Origin of the sequence: Paenibacillus castaneae (genome assembly GCF_002884445.1) — a bacterium.
Taxonomy (GTDB): Bacteria; Bacillota; Bacilli; order Paenibacillales; family Paenibacillaceae; genus Pristimantibacillus; species Pristimantibacillus castaneae.
In genome coordinates, this window is the sequence record NZ_KZ614144.1 from 5,392,083 (window position 1) to 5,412,346 (window position 20,264).

Consider the following 20,264-nt stretch of genomic DNA (forward strand, 5'->3'; position numbering starts at 1 on the left):
ATACAATGATTGCTTAAGGAAACATACCATGTACTACATTAACAAATCTTCTCACCCAATACATTCTCGTTTTGCCGTAACAGTCGGTTTTGCTTATGCGCTTTTTATTTTCGTTTTGATCGCTTTCTTTGCGATCCTCTCCGCAGCTCTCCCCCTCGCCCATTCTTTGAAATAAAAGTCCAACCATCTCCATTCTTTTCTCGATTAGTTTTCTGCGCTCGACTGACGGACTTTCGATGCGATCACGATGATCCATGTGCTTCAAAGCCCTCCTTGGTGTATACGTAAAAGCTAATTCAATTTTTTTGTGCCTACCTATCTATACAACCTTAACGCTGATACTCCCTGCATCAGCAGCATAATACATATATACGGCTTCCATCGTCATCCCGCCGCCAGGCAACCCCGAAATAAGCTTGGAAGGATGATTGCATATGACGAGCTCGCCCTTGCGCATTACAGCAACTCGACTACAATTTCGTTGTATCTCATCCATATCATGAGAGGCAACGACAATCGTTTTACCCTGCTGCTTTAATTGGCGCAATAAAGACCAATATTCTTGTTTGGCTTGTGGATCCAAACCGGTTGTAGGCTCGTCCAGAAAAATGATTTTCGGATCATTTACGAGTGCAATAGCAAGAGCAGTCCGCTGTCTCCAGCCGCCTGACAAGCGCTTGATCATTTTATTCTCATAAGGCCCTAAACCCAGCTGTTCAACAATTAAATCCAAATCACTTTTTCGATCATAAAAACCTTGGAATAGCTCCAATGCCTCGCGAACATTCATTTTATCGACTAAGGAAGTACTTTGCAGATGGATGCCTATGTCTTCCTTCAAACGTTCTACTTCCATAAGTGCGTCCAATCCCAAAATCTGAATGCTGCCTCTATCCGGCATACGAATGCCCATCAGCATTTCGAGCAGTGTTGTTTTCCCTGCACCGTTTGTGCCGATAATTCCAAAAATTTCTCCTTCTTGCACTTGGAAGGACACTCCATTGACCGCTTTATTCGCACCATAGTACCTGCTGATCGAGCTTACCTGAATGACTGTTTGCTTATCCATTCCTTGGCTAACCTCCATTCACACTTTAACGAACGTTTGAGTTTATCGTTTTAAGGTGAGATTTGTGTTGTTGGTATGCGTCATACTATTACGATAACGTATACCCTTATGTTTTTCACCGAAAATCTCATTCGTAATTCACGCATTTTTTTTGCGTGACCGCAAAAAGAGCGCAAATGGAGGCAGCAAAACCATAGAAGGAAGCTTTATTCCAAATATATTCATTAACAATTATCCACAAAGATATCCACACCTCTGTATAAATTGTTAGTTAATTCTGTCGATATATGCCTAATGATGCAGTAGTATTTCCGCGGAATTCGTCGCATTCTAGGTACTTCTTCATAGTTAATAGTCATTTATCCACGTTATGCACAATATCCACAGTTTACTTGAGAAAAAACTATCCCCTTTTCGCACACAATGTTAAGCTTCAGTAAATCCTTTATTTTCGGGGATTTTTCAGCTTTATCAACAATTCTTCACTCAACTGTGGATAACTTTGTGCACAACACTAATATTGGAAGAATAACGAGTTACTTTTTCACTCCGATATATAACAGATGTGAGGATGCTCCTAATAAATGAACATCTTCTGCTGACTCACAAACCAATTGAACAAAATTCGCATATTCTTTCTTACCGCGAGAACGCCAATAATCAAGCTGCTCTCCACCCAGTCCCCCCGCTATGCTGGATGATCCAATTAATTTAACGGTATCAAACCCATGCGCCTCCATGAAAGGCTTAATATCCTCTATATTATAGTAATAAACACCGGTGAACCTTCCCTCGTCCGAATGATTGAATATGCCCGAGTCCAGAAAAGCTCTTATAGCCTCCATATTATCGGTAGGCTTCCAGCTTTGCGGATAAGCCAGCGAAGTTAATAAATGCCGAGTTCGGCTCATAAAAGCAACAAAAACATAACCGCCGCGGCGTGTAACGCGATACAGTTCCTTTGCTGCGAGATTTCTCTCCTCCAGCTGCTGCAGGTGATATAACGGTCCCAGCATAAGAGAAGCATCGAAATGCTCGGAAGGAAATAGACTCAAATTCGTTGCATTGGCTGTATGGAAGCCTCTATATCGCTCCGTGAGTCCCAACTCCGCCGCTTTCTCACGTGCTAGCTGTACAAGCCGCGGTGTTAAATCGGTCAACGTAACGTCATAGCTGTGTTTTGCCAGCTCCATCGCATATTTCCCGGGCCCTGCTCCGTTATCCAATATATGTCCGCTCTGTGGAAGCATGCTTTTGATGTGATGCCAATTAATGATAAACTCAAGGGGCTCTCTTTCGAGACGCCCCCACTCATCAAATTGGTTGTAGTAATCAATCATTTTATTCAAATTGATCCTCTCCCTTCAACCGTTTAGGGAATCAACTGGCTCAGTTGGACGCTTGGCCCCAGCTAGCTTCTACAATTCTGCTTCCTGTTGTCATAACTGCTTGATTGCATGCTGCGACATAAGCTTGAGCCGCTGCAAGCACGATGTCATTGTGTATCGAAGTACCGCGGAAGCGCTGGCCCTTGTGCACGATACTAACAGCTGCTTCGCCGTGCGCATCCTCGCCTGTCGATAAGGAATGAAGCTCCAGATCCTCGAACTCAGCTGCGACAGGAATAGCCTGCTGGATTGCATGGATTACGGCTTCGATCGGCCCCGCCCCCATAGCGATGTAGGATTGCTCTCCGCCGAATTCATTCTCACGTATCGTTACCGTAGCCGTTCGAGAGCGCTGCGTACCAGCATGAACATGCAGATCCACAAGCACATAAGGATCAGGCTGCGTCTCTGTCATTTCACCAGCTATACGAATCAGCTCGTCATCCGTTACCATCTTTTGCTCATCGGCTTTTTCTTTGAATTTGTCGTATACGTCCTGCAGCTGTGCATCTGTAATTTTGATTCCAAATTCTGAAAGCCGATGCTTAATAGCATGTCGCCCCGAATGCTTGCCAAGCACAATCATATTACGAGGAATGCCCATCGCTTCGGGGTCCATAATCTCATACGTATTGCGATTCTTAAGCAACCCGTCCTGATGGATGCCCGATTCATGCTGGAACGCATTGCGACCGACAATCGGCTTGTTATAAGCAATTGGGAAATGCATGGCGCGGCTCACGATCCGCGACGTTTCATAAATTTCACCAATTTGAATATTCGTCTCCGCTTGAATAGCATCCTTGCGCGTTTCAATCGCCATAACAAGCTCTTCCAGTGAACAGTTTCCAGCCCGCTCCCCAATACCGTTAACAGTCACTTCGATTTGCGTTGCGCCCGCCTGAATGGCAGCCAGACTGTTCGCCACAGCAAGACCCAGATCGTTATGGCAATGCGCGCTGTATCTAACGGTATCTCCTCCTCTTGCTTCCTTGCGCACGACACGGAACAGCTCGCTCATTTCTTCCGGCATGGCGTAGCCAAGCGTGTCCGGCAGATTAATAATCGTCGCCCCTTCAGCGATAACAGCCTCTACCAGCTGAATAACAAAGTCTCTGCCTGAACGGGTAGAGTCCATAGCTGAGAACTCAATTTCATCTACAAATTGTTTACCGTATGCCACCATCTCACGTGCGATATTTACGACCTCGTCACGTGATTTGCGCAGCTGATGGTTTAGATGGATATCCGACGAAGAGATGAACAGATGCAGCCGTCTGCGAGCCGCATCCTGCGTCGCTTTCACCGCAGCATCAATATCGATCTTAACCGCTCTTGCGAAACCCGCAATTTCCACATGCTGCAGCTCGCGTGAAATTTGCTGTACAGCTGCGAAATCACCAGGGCTTGAAACCGGGAAACCCGGCTCGATCACATCTATGCCAAGCTTTCCAAGCTGCCGAGCAATAATAATTTTACGTTCAGGATCAATAGAAGCTCCGGGTGATTGCTCACCATCTCGTAAAGTCGTATCAAATATTTGAATTTTTTTCATTTCGTTTGTCATTTTCATCAGCCTCCAAATTTTTTTAGTTATGGTTGAATAACAAAAAGGCCCGTCATCTCCTTGTAAGAGACGACGAGCCTTTACGCTGCCGTGGTACCACTCTAATTGACCGGACCCTGGTGCAGAAGCTAATCGCAATTGTCATCACTGAGACAACATGCAGCCTGCTGCGGGGTCCGAGCCCGCTTAATAGCTTGATGACGGCGGCTAGCCGTAACGATGTACACAAGGTTGAGTGTCTTACTTCACCTCATTCCACCGCTCCGCTCCCAGGCGAGATTCAAACCTCAGCTTCGACTGCGTCACACCATCCGCAGCTCTCTGTTCGATTTCGAGCCCATCACCATATGTGGGTGCCTCGATAACCGCTTTGCCAGCCTAATGTTCTACTGCTCCTGTTCATTGCGTTTTCACTCTATGTTTTTGTTGCTTCTGTATTTCAAGCTGGATACTCCACCTTCTGGACAACAAGAAAAGCCTGTCGTCTCTTTATTCAAGAGACGACAGGCTATAAAAGACCCGCGCGGTACCACCCTTGTTGACACCCATACGTTCGCAAACGAGCAGGGACGCCCACCTTAAGCAATATGGCCAACTCCGGATGTTGACTCATATGCACCCGATTACGGGGGTTAACCGTAACAATGTACTTGCAATGATCAGCCCCATCTAATGATAGCTGGTCTTGCTTCCAAAGTTCCGCTCCCAGGCGAGTTTCAAGCATCCTTCGACTGCGTTGCACCGACCCGCAGCTCTCTAAATCGCAGTTCCGTAAGGATAACGAAATCCATTACCATACTGCCGACCATCCCGGACAAGCTTTACTATTCCTGTTCCTTGCGTTTGTAACGTATGAAGTTTGAAGTATTGTTGCTTATTATATGCGTTAAGAAATAGTCTGTCAATTCGAAATATATTATTTTTTGGAAAAAGGGCTAACCGACCAGCTCTCAAGCGAAAACCCTGGATCAGCTTTCATATCGAGATCTGTGAACTGCTGCCGCTTCAGCTTAAGATGAGCTGCCGCGCCAATCATTGCCGCATTATCCGTACAAAGCGTATGCGGCGGAATGAGGAGTGGAACCTTCTCCGCTTCGCAGCGAGCGGCAAGTGCTGCACGCAAGCCGCGGTTTGCAGCTACGCCACCACAAAGCAGCAGCTGCTTCGCACCATATTGGCGAACAGCACGCAATGCTTTCGTTACTAATACCTCCGTTACGGATTCTTGGAAACCGCGTGCCAAAGCTGCTTCATCCAGCACCAACCCTTTCATTCGGGTCTGATTAATAACAGCAAGCACGGCCGACTTCAACCCGCTGAAGCTAAAGTCATAGCTGCCCGCCTCAAGCCATGCGCGCGGAAGAACGGTAGACTCCTCCGCTTCCATTGCAAGCTTATCGATATGCGGTCCTCCTGGATAAGGCAGGCGCAGCGCACGCGCTACTTTATCATAAGCCTCTCCGACTGCATCATCTCTTGTCCGGCCAACCACTTGGAAATTCCCCTCGCTCTCAAGCAGCACCAATTCGGTATGGCCACCGGAGACGACCAGTGCCATGCACGGATAAACAATGTCATGCACAAGCTCATTTGCATAAATATGTCCGGCAATGTGATGCGTTCCGATTAAAGGAATATCAAGAGCCATGGATAAGCTTTTGGCTGCAACAATGCCAACGAGCAGCGCCCCTACAAGTCCGGGTCCTTGCGTCACGGCAATGGCTGACATATCCTTCAGCGAGAATCCAGATTCCTTCACTGCCTGTTCGATAATAAGAGTAATGGACTCCACATGCTTGCGTGATGCAATTTCCGGAACGACGCCGCCGTAGCGTTCATGAATTTCAATTTGACTCGACACGATGTTAGATAGTATATGCTTGCCTCCGCGTATAACGGAAGCTGACGTTTCATCACAGCTCGTTTCAATAGCCAGAATAAGGCTGCTGTCCGTCTGCTCGTTCCCTGCTTCATATGCTGACTGATTCACGATCATTGCTCCCCTGCCTTCAACTGCTCACGGTCGAGCTCTGCCCACATAATAAGCGCGTCTTCGTTATTATCCGAATAATAACGAGGCCTTACGCCAGAAGGCTTAAATCCAAATTTCCGGTAAAGCTGCTGTGCAATTTCATTGGAGGGACGAACCTCCAGCGTCATTTTGGCTGCACCAAAAAAGACCGCTGTCCGCTGCAGCTCGCTCAGCAGGCAGTTGCCCAGTCCCTGCCCGCGGAAATCCGCTCGTACAGCTATATTCGTCACATGCGCCTCGTCAATAATAACCCACATGCCGCCGTACCCGATTATTTCGCCGCCTAGATCCATCACCATATAGCGGGCGAACATATTGTTCATCAACTCATTCGTGAACGCTTCCGCTGTCCAAGGACTGGTGAAAGCCTCCTGTTCAATGCTCACGATTGCAGGTATATCCGCCATCGTCATTGCACGGTAAATGATTTCATCTACATCTATTTTCATGGTTTGGGTTCACCTGCTTGCTTGGCCTTCCAGACCACCTCGGCCTCGGTCAGCTGCGTGTAATTAGGAATAAAAGTATGAGGATTCTCGGTTAGACCCGCCGCAAGCCTTGCGCGGCCAAGCTCAGCAATAAAACGTCCCTCTTGGACAAAGGGCTGCAGCATAACCTTCACTCCCACTGCTTCGCCAATCGCTTGCAGCCTCTGCGCCCCCTCTTCATGCAGTGACAAGTCACCAACCAGCGACAGGCTCTGAATGCGGGCAGCTCCACTTGACCCCGCCTCTAATCGCTCTGCTAGCTGTTCAACCCAGTCCTTCATCAGCCTTACGCCGTCCTCTGCCCAGCGTCTCCACACCGATTCGGCCGTCATCGCGAAGCCAGAGGAATAAACCTGCCCTCTTCTAGCATCCATAATAGGAAGCACCCAGTGCTCGCCCGCCATATTGGCCGAATCCTGAAGTTTCGCCGCCAAGTCTTGATGCCAAGCGCCATAAGCAATCGCCTCTAGACTGGATACGCCAACAAGCGGCTTGTCCCATACCCAAGCAAGCGTCTTCGCTACTGACACAGCAATGCGCATCCCTGTGTAGGAGCCGGGACCATTGCCGACAGCAATAGCCTCAATATCCGTTTCTGTAATTCCGCTGCTTGCCAGCAATTGCTTGATATGCGATACGACGTGAACCGAATGATTCCGTTCTGCTAGCGATTGAATTTCGGCCAGTACCTTATGATCCTTTACTATTGCAGCAGCCATCGAGGCCGTTGACGTGTCAAGCGCCAATATCGCTCCCGATTGCCCATTCTGCTCTGTTCTCATCCCATTGCTCCTATCTCGTTCAAAGCTTCGCACCACGCTGCGTATCGCTCTCCGATTCCTGTCAACTGTATACGTCTTGCTTCATCGCCAAGATGCTCGATATACAGCTCAAGCCGTTCCGTTGGCAGCAGTTCTTTAATTAAGCTTGCCCATTCCACAATCGTCACACCGTCACCATAGAAATAATCATCTAAACCAAGCTCATCCGCTTCTTCAAGCGACAGCCGGTACACATCCATATGATAAAAGGGCAGCTCTTGCCCTTCGTATTCCTTAATTATTGTAAAAGTAGGACTATTCACAATGCCCTGTACGCCAATTGCTGCTGCAAAGGCTTGCGAGAATCTTGTTTTGCCCGCACCAAGATCACCATCAAGCGCAAGCAATGTGCCCGGCTTCGCCCAAGCAGCCAGCTGCTGCGCCAAAGCGATTGTATCTTGTTCGGTTTGCGCCACCCAAATAGCTTGGCCTGCCTTCTCTTGCATATGCTTCACCCGCTTATTACCAGAAGTAATTACAAAAAATGATTATAACCTCGTTTTTGGAGCTTAATACGTCTTTCAAGATGTGGTTTTGTTCCGCTTGCCGCCGCAGTTCCCCCGCTGCTTATCAGCTTTACTTCAGCCTCTCCAGCCTCTGTTTCCCCAATAACAAAAAAAGGGATACCCTCTTGATGGAAAGCGATTCGAGCCGCTTCCGCATCCTCAGAAGCCATCGTGCCCAGCAAAATATAGTCTTCACCGCCGTACAATATCCACTCCAGCGGGTCTTCGCCTACTGCAGAAGCATAAGCTGCAAGGCTTCCGCTCTTTGGCAGCAGCTTCTCATGAAGGACGATCCGCAGGCCGGACGCTTCCGCTATTTCCCATGCTTCGCTTGCCAGTCCATCGCTGACATCATTCAAGGAGCGGCACGAGCCGCGTTCAAGCAGCAGCCGGCCTGCGCGCACAGATGGACTTGGTCGTTGATGCTCCCGGACAATCGCTTCGGCCTGAGCTTGCTCAATTCCGCTGCTGCTCGCAATAGCCGTGCATCTATCATCTCCAGCAGCCAGCTTCTCCTGCGCCAGCAAGGCGTGAAGCCCCGCCGCCGCCATTCCTGGGGCGCCGGTCACAAATACAGCATCGCCAGGCATAGCGCCTGAGCGACGCAGCTCACGCCCCGCTTCCACGGTTCCCGTCACCGTTACCGCGACAACCAAGTGCAGCGGCGACGATGTCGTATCGCCTCCTACAAGAGCAACCCCATAGCGCTCGGCGCACTCGTACAGCCCGTCGTACAGCCTTCGCATCCGCTCAGGCGTATACGAGGGCGGCACGCTGACCGATACGAGCGCATGCAAGGGTACGCCTCCCATCGCGGCAATATCGCTAATGTTGGCGGCAAGCGCCTTGTAGCCGACATCCTCGTCCCGCATCGTCGACTGCTTGAAATGGACCGTCTCCACCATCGTGTCGACCGTCATCAGCAGCCGCTTCGGCTCTGCTACGCCGTCCGCTGCCGCGGCCGGATCAACCACAGCAGTGTCATCGCCGATGCCGATGACAACCCCCCGCTGCCGCTGCTGCTCGCTTGATTTCCGCTCTGCTGTCCAGTGCCTAATACTTGCAAACTCGTCCAATGCGTTCATCACCCTCATCTCGTGCAAGCAGTGAATACTTGCACACTACTATCATCATTAGTGAATATCGCGTTTCTTAAACCGTCCGCCCTTCACATCGTGAATATTGCCGACTGCGAGAAACGCGGCGGGATCAAGCTCATGGACGATGGACTTCATCTTGGCTTCCTCAAGCCTTGTAATGACGCAGAAAATAACACGTTTACGGCCTCCTGTAAAACCGCCCTCGCCATGCAAATAAGTGACACCACGACCAAGGCGGTTCATAATAGCAGCACCGATTTCCTTTGATTCCTCGCTGATAATCCAGACCGCCTTCGATTCATCGAAGCCGGCAATCGTAATATCAATCATTTTGAAAGCAATATAATACGCAATCAGCGAAAACATCGCCCGATCCCAGCCAAATACGAAGCCCGCGCTTCCTAGAATAAATACATTCAAAAACATAACCGTCTCGCCGACCGAGAACGGAATTCTTTTATTGAACACGATCGCTACAATCTCCGTCCCATCAAGCGAGCCGCCAAAGCGGATAACCATTCCGACACCAACCCCAAGAATAACGCCGCCAAATATTGCAGCGAGAAACGGTTCTACCGTAAGCGGATTTACCGGATGAAGCAGAAATGTGCCGATCGACATGACAGATACGCCGTAAAGCGTAGAAATGCTAAATGTTTTGCCGATTTGCTTATAGCCAAGAAATAAGAATGGAAGATTTAATAGAAATAGAAAGAGACCAAGCGGCACATTGGACAAATGGGATGCCATGATAGATATGCCGACAATACCGCCATCAATAATATGATTGGGTACAAGAAATATTTCTAGTGCAACCGAAACTAGGACCGCTCCGAGCGTAATAAACAGCACTCTTCGCAGCACCTCGAGCCTTGATAGCTTGTGGTGCTGAAATGTTCCCATAAATGAATGCACATCCCCTATTTGGTCTATTTCTCATTATTTTACCTTAAACTCTCTTATATATAAAGCAACTCTGCTCGTAATAGAAAAAAAGAAGCCTTCCATAATCGCGACAAAACAGCCGCCGAAATGGAAGACCCGTAGAAATTACAATTTAAAGCTCTTTCACTATCGTAATATGCAGCTCGTCCTTTAGTTCAATTTCATAGGGCGACTGCGGCTGCGTTCCATCCTTCTCCATAATGATTCGTACGCGCGGACGATGCACGGCAAGCTCGGTATTCTCCGATACGACGCCTACCTGACCTGTACTGAGAAGAAGCGAGGTTGAAACCGGGTAAATCGAAATATGGCGGCAAAACAGCTTGATCAATTCCAAATCAAAATAAGTGCCTCCCGCTGCGAACAAAAACTCGATCGCTTCACTTGCCGAATAACGTTTGCGGTAAGGCCTTGGCGAAGTGAGCGCATCGAACGTATCCGCTATGCCAACAATTTGCGCATACATATGAATGTCATTTTCTTTCAACTTGCGCGGATAGCCTGAACCATTGAAGCGTTCATGATGCTGAAGCGCGCAGTGTGCAGAAACAATTGAAATATCATGATATTTCCGTAAAATATCGAAGCCCTCTTTGGGATGGGTTTGAATCAGATCACGCTCCGCAAACGAAAGGCCTCCGGTATGCGCCAGCAGCTTAGGCGGGATTTTGGTCATGCCAATATCGAAGAGCAGCGCGCCAATGCCGAGCTCCTCCAGTTGATTTCGATTAAAGCCTTTTGCAATCCCCATAATTCCTGCGAGTACCGCGACATTGAACGAATGCTGAAATAAATAGCCATCCATCGCATGAATACTCGTTAAATTGACAAGCATATTTGGTCTCGACGATAGATCCTGCATAATTTCTCCGAAAATCGCTCGAAAATTACGGCCCATATCAGGTGCAATGGTTCTGCCTTTTGACATCGTTTGGTCTTTGAATGAGCTCATTGTCTTAAAGATCGTATCGACTGATTTCTTTCTAGTCTCATCACGAATGGTGTCCTCTGGAATGAGATCCAAAGTGTTTCCGTCCTCGATAAACAAAAAATCAAAGCCTAAATTTCTTAATCGATCAATATAACGATCATTCAGTTCAACCCCTTCTCCAAGAAGCACGTTTCCGTTTTCTTGAAAAATGGGCTTTGCCACCTTATCACCAGGCTTGACCAATTCAAGTTGTATTTTTCTCATTAGATTTGTTCCCGCCTTTAATTTATAAAGCTAGTAGTCGGATACGTTCTATTTTATCAGAAGTATGTCGGACTTACTATGTAAGGAGCAGTAAAAAAAACCCGAACGCTCCCGTTCAGGCTTTAAGCTAATTTACGCTTCACGATCCGATTGCGCCCGCTATACTTGGCTTCATACAAAGCAGCGTCCGCTTGTGCAAGCAATTCTCTTAAGAAGGCTTTCGGGTTTGCAAGATCAGACGGCTCGAAATGCTCAATCGATATGACACCCATGCTGATCGTAACCGATATCGCACTCTCCCCAATGGCGGGGTACACTTCGTTTTGCTCAACCGCTTTCATAACCATGTCCGCAATAATGTCTGCTTGCTCCCGATTGGTATGGGGCAAATATACGGTAAACTCCTCACCGCCATAGCGCGCCAAAACATCGGTTAGACGAAGCTTGCTTCGCACCGCATCAACCGTACTGCACAGCACCTCATCACCAACTAAATGACCATATTGATCATTTATCGATTTGAAATAATCCAAGTCAAATAAAAAAATAGAAAAAGGGATGCCATAGCGGATATTGGCAACGACCTCCTGTTCAAGCTGATGCAGCAAATAACGGCGGTTGAAACAGCCTGTCAGGCCATCCGTAATAGCCATATGCTCCAGCTTCTTATTCGCCTGGAACAGCTCGTCCTGCATGAGAAGCAAATCGCGATTTCGATCCTGCAGCTGTTCATTCTGGATATTCGTTTCCTTCACCAGAAGCCGCAGCTCTGTCACATCCTGAAAGGTAAGCAGGCGCCCAACCAGTATTTTCCTCCCGTTGAGGATTGGGGCGGACTGTACGATGAAATGGCGGTATCGATCGGAATCAAGCGCAACCTCAAACTCCAGCTTCTCCAGCGGATGCTTGCGCAGCACTTCAAAAAAAGCCAAAAAGTCTTTTCCGGTGTCACCCTTGAACTGTGAAGCGATGACCGCAGGATTAAACTTATCACCGATCCGCAGTCTAATAAACGGCTTGATCGCTTTATTCACTTCAATAATAATATCATTCTCATCCAGTACAATCATGCCCATCGACATTGTGTTCATAACATCGCGCTGAACCGTTTGAATAATGTCAAATACCTTATTTTTTCCAATCGCATAAACTAAATAAATACCTGCAAACGCCATGCCGACTGATATTAGCGGAATATAACGGGTAAGTAAATGAATAAGCAGCACGTTCATTATTAAATCTCCAGCAGAGAACAGCAGCAGAACCAAAATACCGGTCAATGCGGTCTTCACCAGCGTCCGCTGCCGGACAGACTCCTCGCCGTGCAGCTTGTACATCATAATAATAACGCAGACGATCATATAGGCTACCAATTGCGATATCATAAACCAATATAATGGACCATGCTGAAGCTGCTTAGCCTTATCAAGACTATCGTTAATGCTCAAAAACAGGCCATTAGGGTTAATCACAACTGATGCGACGGAAAGAATGGCAGGCGTAGATAAGAGGAATATCCTGCTCTTTCGGATGACATATGATTGTCCCGTAAGAAAAACAATAAACACAAACCAACCTACCCCAATCAGTGATAGGCCTACATATGAAACGGTTAAGTATACTAGCTTATAGTTCGTCAAGGAAGTCGTCTGTGATAGAAATTGAAAAAGAGGCCAAATCATAAAAACCATATGGAGCAGTAAATAAATGCGGTGCAGTACGGTAATCGAGCTTGAAGCAAACACGTAAAAAAACAAGCCGAGCATCACTAGAAACATGCTGAAGTCTAGCCAGATCATCCATTCCAATACGGTTCACCCATCCATTTGAAAGCCATCTTCTTCCATTGTAACAAATGTTAAATCTATCGACAATTACCTATTTAAAAATACAAGCATAAACGTGCTTCTACTGTCATGTTTAGCAGCAAAAGCACGTTTATGCCGTATATATTCCCCTTATTTCGAATGGTTAGGCCAGCGTTCAGCTAGCATATGCTCTAGCGAAGGTGAAATGTTCAGAAATTGACGGAATTGCTCGTATTGCTCCCACTTTTTCATAGAAGGCTTTTGCTGCTCCGAACGCACAGCCCGAATTAGCAAGTTTTTGGGCGTATGCTCTGGATCAACAAACTCCAGCATTTGCACTTTATAGCCAAGCACCTCAAGCAAAGTTCCTCGCGCAGCGTCCGTTGCCAGCGCAGCAAATCTTTCCTTTAGCAAGCCTTGGGAAAAAATCGGCGAAAGCGCGTCATTGCCGACTTGCCGGAAGAGCTCATGCTGGCAGCAAGGCACTGACATAATAACGGATGCTCCCCAATTAACTGCCTTCGCAAGCGCCGCATCGGTAGCCGTGTCACATGCATGCAGCGTTACAACCATATCCGCCTCCTGCAGCTCCTCATAATCTGCGATATCGCCCACAAGAAATTGGAGCTTGTCATAGCCTAGCTTGTCCGCAAGCTTGGAACAGAACGCAATGACATCCGCCTTGAGATCCAGTCCGATAATATTAATTTTTCTCTGCTGCTCAACAGCAAGCAGATGATAGAGTGCAAAAGTTAAATATGATTTTCCACAGCCGAAATCAACAATGGTTAGCTCCCGATCAGTCGGCAGATAGGCCAGCACATCCGTAACCATCTCTAGAAAACGATTGATTTGACGGTATTTGTCCTGCTTTTTCGCATGAACAAGACCATCCTGCGTCATTATGCCTAGCTCGACAAGGAATGGCGCAGCCTTGCCTTCCTCCAGAATACGCTGCTTCTGTCGATTATGCTGGAGGCTCGCTTTACGCGCTCCACCCGTAGGAGGCTTGGTTAATATAGCCGCTTTTCCTTTTTTGTTGAAAAGAAGCTGTACATCTGCTTCGGTTGTTTTCATAAGGGCTTGACGGTAATGCTGCTCGAGGAGGCTGATTAGTCGTTCTGCCGCCTGCTCCTCTGTTATATTCTCATGCGTCACCTTATTCGCAAAATGATATTCAAATTGATAATGCAGACCATTCTTAAGCTCTATTGGCCGAACGATCGTCTTAGGAGACGCTTCGCCATCCTTGCGCCGCAGCTGGCTAAGTGTAGCCTGCAGCAGTTCTCCGCTCTCAATCCAGTTATTAACGTCTTGCTGCCATTGTTCAATCATGCTCTACCTTCATTTCTAAAAAGTTTTGTTAGGTCATGCCCCGAGTAGAGCCTGCAGCCCCTGCACGACTTCGTCGCGCGGCAATCCGCCTGCTTCTAAATCTTCATCACTATGAAGCAGCATCCGTTTATATATAGTTGCGGCGTCCGCAGCTTGAAGCATCTGGTCGTCCAGCAGCTCGTGCATCATATCCTCCGCAAGATTAAATTTCGCTTCTGCTTCATACCATTCCATTAACAGCCGTTTGGTTGATATAGGCAGCTCATACGGCTCAAGCTGCACCAGCAGCTCCTCAATTTGTCCGCGTGGTTCAATAATCGTTGGCTCGGCCCCAATAAGAGATAGACGAATAAATAGATGCAAAGCCTTTATATAAGCAGCGAAGCTCTCATCCTCTCGGTCAAGCTCGCCGCACAGCTCCGCTTCTTGCTTCATCAATACGGCAATTGCCCCCATATTATCGGTTTCAACAATCCCATTCGTCGTCATCACCTTCAACAGGTCCTCATCGGATAAGGAGCGAATCAGCTTGCTGCTTAAGCGAAACCGCTTATTCAACCAATCATCGATGACAAACAGCGCTTCCTCTTGCTTGCGCTCGCGCTTCAAATTCATAATTTGCCCAACCGCTTCGGTCATTTGCTCTATCATTCTCATGAAATAATCGCGTTGAAACAATGAGCTCCCCCCATATGCTACTGCTTGGATTTCACAAAGCTGACAATAGCTGCGGCCAATTCCTTCGGCTGCTCAATCATGCCCATATGAGCGGATTTTCTAAGCTCTTCTTTTATAGTGAGACCATTGCTGGCGGCAAATGTGCTTTCTTTGGCTACCACCTTGTCATTAGCTCCTGCAATAAGCAGAATCGGCAGGTCCGATTGCTCGATTACATGCTTGCGATTGGCACGTTCCTTCATTCCTCTTGCTGTTGCAATTGCACCCTGAAGCGCGGTTGCATAGCCGATTTCTTTAATTCTCTCAACCGCCTCTGGCTCGGCTTCGAGATTATCCGGCGCAAACAGCTTCGGTATTAAACCGTCCACGAATGCCTGAACACCATTTTGCTGAAGTGCTTCCACTGCTTTGTCCCTATTTTGTTTCGCTGTGTCGCTGTCTTCGAGTGAAGTTGAATGAATAAGACCAAAGCCAGACAACTTCTTCGAATATTTCTCTGCAAATGCTAATGTAATGTATCCGCCTAAGGAATGACCAAGCAGCACCAAATTGTGAATTTGCAGCTTTATGAGCATTTCAGCAATATCCTCCGCATACATTTCCATCGTGTAGCTCTCGAAGACCGGCGCGCTGCTCCGTCCATGCCCGCGTAAATCAGGCGCGATGATGCGAACTGACTGCTCCAGATCGTCTATAACACGTTCCCAGTAAGCGGAGCTTCCGCAGTAACCATGTAATAAAACAACGGTCTGCGTAATTCCGTCCTCAGCTCCCCCGTCGGGATGAGAATCATAGTAAGCGAGCTCTACACCGTTATTCAAAAACAGCTTCCGCTGTGCGATCGAGTAATTGTTCCGTTCGGTTTCTCTTGTCATCTTATGCACTCTCCTTCTAACGCTTCAAATTGGCAAGCAGTATTTCTGAAGTGCCGATATGTCCTTGTGCTGGCTCCAAGCTTTGTTTATTGCGCCTGCTGTCTCTTTGGCCATTCCCATTACGAGGTGAAGCGAGGTTGTTTGCAGCATCCAATAGGCTTTAGGTCCATTCGCGTTAACGACGCCTGCGATGCTATAATGTCCGATTTCCGGCAGTCTTCTGCCGATGGCTTTCCCAGGCTGCAGCGGCCCATCCGACACGAGGAAATGACCGACCGATTTGGGGCTGCCTAGACAGGCATCGATGGCAATCACGACAGCGTCCTCTTTAATCCCCTTCACTGCGTGCTCAACGGAGTGAGCATCACAGGGCTTCTCCAGCGTTCCAATAACCTCTGCCCAGCCTTGCTCTTGCAGCATTGTACCCACAATAGGACCAAAGGAATCACCGGTTGAGCGGTCTGTACCAATACAAACAAATACAATTCCACTGCGTTTCGGATGCGCAGCTGCAACCGATTCAAGAAATAACTCTAAGTTCGTTCTCTCCACTCGTTCCGTCGTCCCGCACCTGCCTATTTACATTATGTTTTGCCGTTAGTTCCTTCATTCAATTGTATCCAATTTTAAGGGCTTGTTCAATTTGTGGTCAGCGTTAATTGAAACATGGTACAATTGCTGCGAAGCATCTCGTTTAAATATGACATTGATTACGATGCCAGTTTGGATCGCTATCATTTTAGGAGGCATCCCCTGATGGATTTACAAGTGCAATCGAAGGAAAATGTAGAATTTATGATTGATGTAATTAAAACAAAGCTTAAGATGGCTTCTGCTGCCGCCATGCAAGCTTCTCATTTCGACATCAACCAATATGAGGATATATTGGAGCTCTATGAAGTAGTAGTGGCAAAGGATAAATTCAGCATTAGCGAGGTTGAAGCTCTCGTATCCGAACTCGGTAAATTAAGAACACCTTAACCTTTCATTACTTTCAAACATTTTATTCCATTATCAGACATTTATTTTCATAATTCGCATTCAATATACAAGTGTTATACATGTCTAATGCACAGCGAAATTGACGATAAATGGATGAAAAACCGAGTTCGGGCATATTCGCCGAACTCGGTTTTTTGGATTGGAGAAAATCTATTCCTGTACATCCTCTTGTATCTCAACAGCCTCGATAGACAGCTTGACGGTTACGTTCTTCAACTCGCCCTTTAAGAAGTGTGCAATTCTTTCCAGACGGTCTGCAACCTCTGGTCCGCTTAGCGTTGTATTCAACTGATAATCAAAGCTGTCTGACGGCGGCTTGCGATCACCATACCCATTCTGGCCTCTCCAGCCGCGGTCTCCGCTTGAACTGGCCGGTGTTAGCAAATGCTCTTGAACAGGATAAAATTTGTCTGATTTGTTTACTACTCTTTCATAAATACGCAGCTTTTTTAGGAGCATGTAATATTGCGCAGAATGCTTGAAATTCCAAGCTTCCCGAATGTCCTTCAATGTGTAATCCATCTTCCAACGCTTCAGCTTTTCTACCTGCTCATCAGTACTCAGCTGCAAAAACTCATCCAACGGCAGCATTTTTTCGGACATTTTGACCCCTCCGATAAATAGTTTATAGCCATATAATATTATAAATCTTTAAATTTGTTTATCCTATAAAAAATACCATAAATTTCGGCAGTTTACAAATAAATATATTTCAAACGAATTGTTATTAATTTTTTTCTTGTAAACGCCCAATAAAAAAGGAACCTCCGATAATACGCGGGATTAAGCGTAATATCGGAGGTCCGTCATTATGATCCTTATTCCAAAGGGTGAAGGCCCGTTGAAGCTAGAAATGTTTCAAATGCAGCGGCACCGTCTGCTGTACGCTTGAATACGCCCGCATCCATCAGCACCTCTAAAAACTTCTCGCCAGTTTCAGACTCTACAATGGCTTTCGCCTCTTCGGCAGAAAGGGCCGTACCGAAACGCTCAACAAGCGATATCAGCCATGAAGCATGCTTTTGAAGCGGGTGATCGGGCTGACGAAGTGCTTCTTCGTCAGCTTCATTAGCGCCGGTCAAATAATCCGCAATCTGGCCAAGTTCCTGCTTCAACCGGCCAGGAAGAACAGCTAGACCCATAACCTCGATTAAGCCGATATTTTCTTTCTTGATATGATGCAAATGCTGATGCGGATGGAATATACCGTCAGGGTGCTCATCACTTGTGCGGTTGTTCCGAAGCACCAAGTCAAGTTCATATTCATTCCTGTCATTCTTCAGCCTTGCAATGGGCGTAATGGTATTATGCGAAATAACCGTGCCGTCCGCTTGCTTGGTATAGGCAAACACGTCTGCAGAAGTATCGCTGTAACCGCGCCACTCGTCGAGAATTCGGCATGCGGCGCGATGAACATCCGCTTTGGAAGCGCCATTAATCCGCAAGACTGACATCGGCCACTTTATTATGCTGAAGCGAACACCAGCAAGCTCTGGATCATGAAATGCCTTCTCTGCAGGCGCCATTTCCATTGGGAACACATGACGGCCAGCTTGATAATGATCATGGCTTAGAATCGATCCGCCAACGATTGGCAAATCAGCATTGGAGCCAATAAAATAATGCGGGAATTCTTGGACGAAGTCGAGCAGTCTCGCGAATGAAGTATGTGTAATGACCATCGGATCATCCACGCCTTTGAATACAATGCTATGCTCATTATAATAAACATAAGGCGAGTATTGGAAATACCATTGCTCTCCTTGCAGCGTGAGGGGGACCACACGCAGATTCTGCCGCGCCGGATGGTCCGCGCGCCCTGCGTAGCCTACATTCGCTAAGCTCAGCAAGCTCTTGGGATAGTTTGCTTGCGGCAGCGTTTTGAGCAGCGCAATTTCCTTCGGGTCTTTCTCAGGCTTCGACAAATTAATCGTAATTTCAAGATTGCCGTATTCGGTTTCTTGAAGCCAATATTCATTTTTTCGAATTCGATCCATTCGGATGTAATTGGAATCAATGCTAAGCTTATAGAAAGCATCCGTCGCTGCTTCTATCCCTTCAGTGCTCGCTGTTCTCTCGAAAGCGGCAGCCGCTTCAGAGGGGCGCGGCAGAAGGAAGCCCATAATTCGTGCATCGAGCAAATCACGGTACGTAACGATATTGTCAGGGATAAGACCAATTGAAAAGCCATAATCAAGCAGCGGCTCAAGCAGCTCCACCGCGCTCTCCAAGCGTTCCGCGGGCACTGTGCCCTCATAAGGCTCCGTGAAATGGAATTGATCAAGCAGGGCATTGCGAGCTGCGATAAGATCAAGCGATCCCAGCATATGGCGCTGTGCTGCGAATTGCAGCAGCCGTTCAATAAGAAGCAAAGCATCGCCTGCTGATGGTGTCTGTTTTTGTTTTTCCACGAGATGTAGCTCCTTTCACTAAAGCAGCAGCCTGCTCTTTAGTCGTTGTAGCCTTGCGGGTTTGCTTCATGCCAGCTCCAAGCGCTTTGAATGATGTCTTCCAGCTTGCTGCGCTTCGGACTCCAGCCCAGTTCCTCGCGTGCTCTGTCCGATGATGCGACAAGCACGGCAGGGTCGCCAGAGCGGCGGGCTTCCATTACTGCCGGAATCTCTTTGCCCGTTACGCTGCGCGCGATATCGATAACTTCTTTAACCGAGAAGCCTGTTCCGTTGCCCAGATTATATACAGAGCTGTCAGCGCCGCCGCGAAGACGATCCACAGCAAGCACATGGGCATCGGCAAGATCGCTGACATGAATGTAATCGCGAATGCATGTGCCGTCCGGTGTTTGATAATCTTCTCCAAATACTGAAATATGCGGACGCTGTCCTAGCGCTGCTTGCAGCACAATCGGGATCAGGTGGGTTTCCGGGCTGTGATCCTCGCCGATTCTCCCGCTCTCATGAGCGCCTGCAGCATTGAAATATCGCAAAGAAACAAATTTAATGTCGTGGGCAACATCGAACCATTTCATCATTTTTTCCATTGCCAGCTTCGTTTCACCATATGCATTCGTTGGCAGCGTGCGATCATATTCGTCAATAGGAACGTTTTCCGGCTCGCCATACGTAGCTGCCGTTGACGAGAACACGATTTTGCGAACCTTGTATTGATTCATCTTCTCCAGCAAGCATAATGTTCCAAAAACGTTGTTATGATAATATTTGCCTGGGTCCTTCATGCTTTCGCCTACTAGTGAATTTGCAGCAAAGTGAATTACCGCATCAATCTTGTTTTCTTTAAATACGGTATCCATGAAATCCCCATCTCGGAGATCACCTTCATAAAGCTTACCTCCCAGTAATGCCTTGCGATGTCCTTGCTGCAGATTGTCGATGACAACCACTTCTTCCCCGCGTTCCAGCAAAGCTGCAACCGCATGCGATCCGATATAGCCTGCTCCCCCTGTTACGAGTACTGCCATTCGTCATTTCCCCTCTCGT

General features: G+C 47.5%; 20 protein-coding genes. 1 reads left to right on the forward strand and 19 read right to left on the reverse strand.

The window, feature by feature from the left end; all coding sequences use genetic code 11:
- Window positions 1-13: 13 nt before the first annotated feature.
- The 16 genes from CEF13_RS24120 to yyaC all read right to left on the reverse strand — a co-directional run bounded on the left by CEF13_RS24120 (window position 14) and on the right by yyaC (window position 16,359).
- Window positions 14-256 (reverse strand): hypothetical protein, encoded by a 243-nt coding sequence (locus CEF13_RS24120; protein WP_102714717.1) that lies wholly within the window; start codon window positions 254-256, stop codon window positions 14-16.
- Window positions 257-319: 63 nt separating this feature from the next.
- Entirely contained in the window at window positions 320-1,069 is a 750-nt protein-coding gene (locus CEF13_RS24125; protein ID WP_102714719.1) for an ABC transporter ATP-binding protein, read from the reverse strand.
- A gap of 536 nt (window positions 1,070-1,605) precedes the next feature.
- Window positions 1,606-2,418 (reverse strand): class I SAM-dependent methyltransferase, encoded by an 813-nt coding sequence (locus CEF13_RS24130; RefSeq protein WP_102714721.1) that lies wholly within the window; start codon window positions 2,416-2,418, stop codon window positions 1,606-1,608.
- 40 nt (window positions 2,419-2,458) lie between these two features.
- Window positions 2,459-4,024 carry a 2-isopropylmalate synthase gene (locus CEF13_RS24135; protein ID WP_243864737.1) on the reverse strand — a complete coding sequence of 522 codons (1,566 nt, stop codon included), beginning with the start codon at window positions 4,022-4,024 and terminating at the stop codon, window positions 2,459-2,461.
- A 916-nt stretch (window positions 4,025-4,940) separates the two neighbouring features.
- Window positions 4,941-6,014 carry a tRNA (adenosine(37)-N6)-threonylcarbamoyltransferase complex transferase subunit TsaD gene (gene tsaD / locus CEF13_RS24140; RefSeq protein WP_244917117.1) on the reverse strand — a complete coding sequence of 358 codons (1,074 nt, stop codon included), beginning with the start codon at window positions 6,012-6,014 and terminating at the stop codon, window positions 4,941-4,943.
- Window positions 6,015-6,016: 2 nt separating this feature from the next.
- Window positions 6,017-6,505, reverse strand: a complete 489-nt coding sequence (gene rimI / locus CEF13_RS24145; RefSeq protein ID WP_102714725.1) for a ribosomal protein S18-alanine N-acetyltransferase — start codon at window positions 6,503-6,505, stop codon at window positions 6,017-6,019.
- Complete coding sequence (gene tsaB, locus CEF13_RS24150; RefSeq protein WP_102714727.1) at window positions 6,502-7,326, reverse strand: tRNA (adenosine(37)-N6)-threonylcarbamoyltransferase complex dimerization subunit type 1 TsaB; 825 nt, start codon at window positions 7,324-7,326, stop codon at window positions 6,502-6,504. The genes rimI and tsaB overlap by 4 nt, the downstream gene beginning before the upstream one ends.
- Window positions 7,323-7,811, reverse strand: coding sequence for a tRNA (adenosine(37)-N6)-threonylcarbamoyltransferase complex ATPase subunit type 1 TsaE (tsaE, locus tag CEF13_RS24155; RefSeq protein WP_102714729.1), 489 nt, complete (start codon window positions 7,809-7,811; stop codon window positions 7,323-7,325). The genes tsaB and tsaE overlap by 4 nt, the downstream gene beginning before the upstream one ends.
- Before the next feature lie 29 nt (window positions 7,812-7,840).
- Window positions 7,841-8,956 (reverse strand): thiamine-phosphate kinase, encoded by a 1,116-nt coding sequence (gene thiL / locus CEF13_RS24160; protein ID WP_102714731.1) that lies wholly within the window; start codon window positions 8,954-8,956, stop codon window positions 7,841-7,843.
- 48 nt (window positions 8,957-9,004) lie between these two features.
- Window positions 9,005-9,874, reverse strand: coding sequence for a YitT family protein (locus tag CEF13_RS24165; protein ID WP_102714733.1), 870 nt, complete (start codon window positions 9,872-9,874; stop codon window positions 9,005-9,007).
- A gap of 154 nt (window positions 9,875-10,028) precedes the next feature.
- A complete protein-coding gene (locus CEF13_RS24170) occupies window positions 10,029-11,111 on the reverse strand; it encodes an HD-GYP domain-containing protein (protein WP_102714735.1) in 1,083 nt (360 codons plus the stop codon).
- Between the two features lie 122 nt (window positions 11,112-11,233).
- The gene (locus CEF13_RS24175) at window positions 11,234-12,910 is read right to left on the reverse strand and encodes a histidine kinase N-terminal 7TM domain-containing diguanylate cyclase (protein ID WP_243864752.1); all 1,677 of its coding nucleotides are present in this window, start codon (window positions 12,908-12,910) and stop codon (window positions 11,234-11,236) included.
- Between the two features lie 159 nt (window positions 12,911-13,069).
- Window positions 13,070-14,254, reverse strand: a complete 1,185-nt coding sequence (locus CEF13_RS24180) for a class I SAM-dependent methyltransferase (protein WP_102714739.1) — start codon at window positions 14,252-14,254, stop codon at window positions 13,070-13,072.
- A 33-nt stretch (window positions 14,255-14,287) separates the two neighbouring features.
- The gene (locus CEF13_RS24185) at window positions 14,288-14,932 is read right to left on the reverse strand and encodes a DUF6483 family protein (RefSeq protein WP_102714741.1); all 645 of its coding nucleotides are present in this window, start codon (window positions 14,930-14,932) and stop codon (window positions 14,288-14,290) included.
- Window positions 14,933-14,949: 17 nt separating this feature from the next.
- Window positions 14,950-15,807 carry an alpha/beta fold hydrolase gene (locus CEF13_RS24190; RefSeq protein WP_102714743.1) on the reverse strand — a complete coding sequence of 286 codons (858 nt, stop codon included), beginning with the start codon at window positions 15,805-15,807 and terminating at the stop codon, window positions 14,950-14,952.
- Between the two features lie 24 nt (window positions 15,808-15,831).
- Complete coding sequence (gene yyaC, locus CEF13_RS24195; RefSeq protein ID WP_244917118.1) at window positions 15,832-16,359, reverse strand: spore protease YyaC; 528 nt, start codon at window positions 16,357-16,359, stop codon at window positions 15,832-15,834.
- 204 nt (window positions 16,360-16,563) lie between these two features.
- On the opposite strand from yyaC, the gene CEF13_RS24200 reads away from it, so the two are divergent.
- On the forward strand, window positions 16,564-16,788 hold the full coding sequence (locus CEF13_RS24200) for a DUF1128 family protein (RefSeq protein WP_102714747.1): 225 nt from the start codon (window positions 16,564-16,566) through the stop codon (window positions 16,786-16,788).
- A 171-nt stretch (window positions 16,789-16,959) separates the two neighbouring features.
- Here the strand turns inward: CEF13_RS24200 and CEF13_RS24205 are convergent, their stop codons facing one another.
- The 3 genes from CEF13_RS24205 to galE form a co-directional block, all read right to left on the reverse strand.
- Entirely contained in the window at window positions 16,960-17,412 is a 453-nt protein-coding gene (locus tag CEF13_RS24205; protein WP_102714749.1) for a hypothetical protein, read from the reverse strand.
- A 215-nt stretch (window positions 17,413-17,627) separates the two neighbouring features.
- Window positions 17,628-19,220 (reverse strand): UDP-glucose--hexose-1-phosphate uridylyltransferase, encoded by a 1,593-nt coding sequence (locus CEF13_RS24210; protein ID WP_102714751.1) that lies wholly within the window; start codon window positions 19,218-19,220, stop codon window positions 17,628-17,630.
- Window positions 19,221-19,258: 38 nt separating this feature from the next.
- Window positions 19,259-20,245 (reverse strand): UDP-glucose 4-epimerase GalE, encoded by a 987-nt coding sequence (gene galE / locus CEF13_RS24215; RefSeq protein WP_102714753.1) that lies wholly within the window; start codon window positions 20,243-20,245, stop codon window positions 19,259-19,261.
- Window positions 20,246-20,264: the final 19 nt, after the last annotated feature.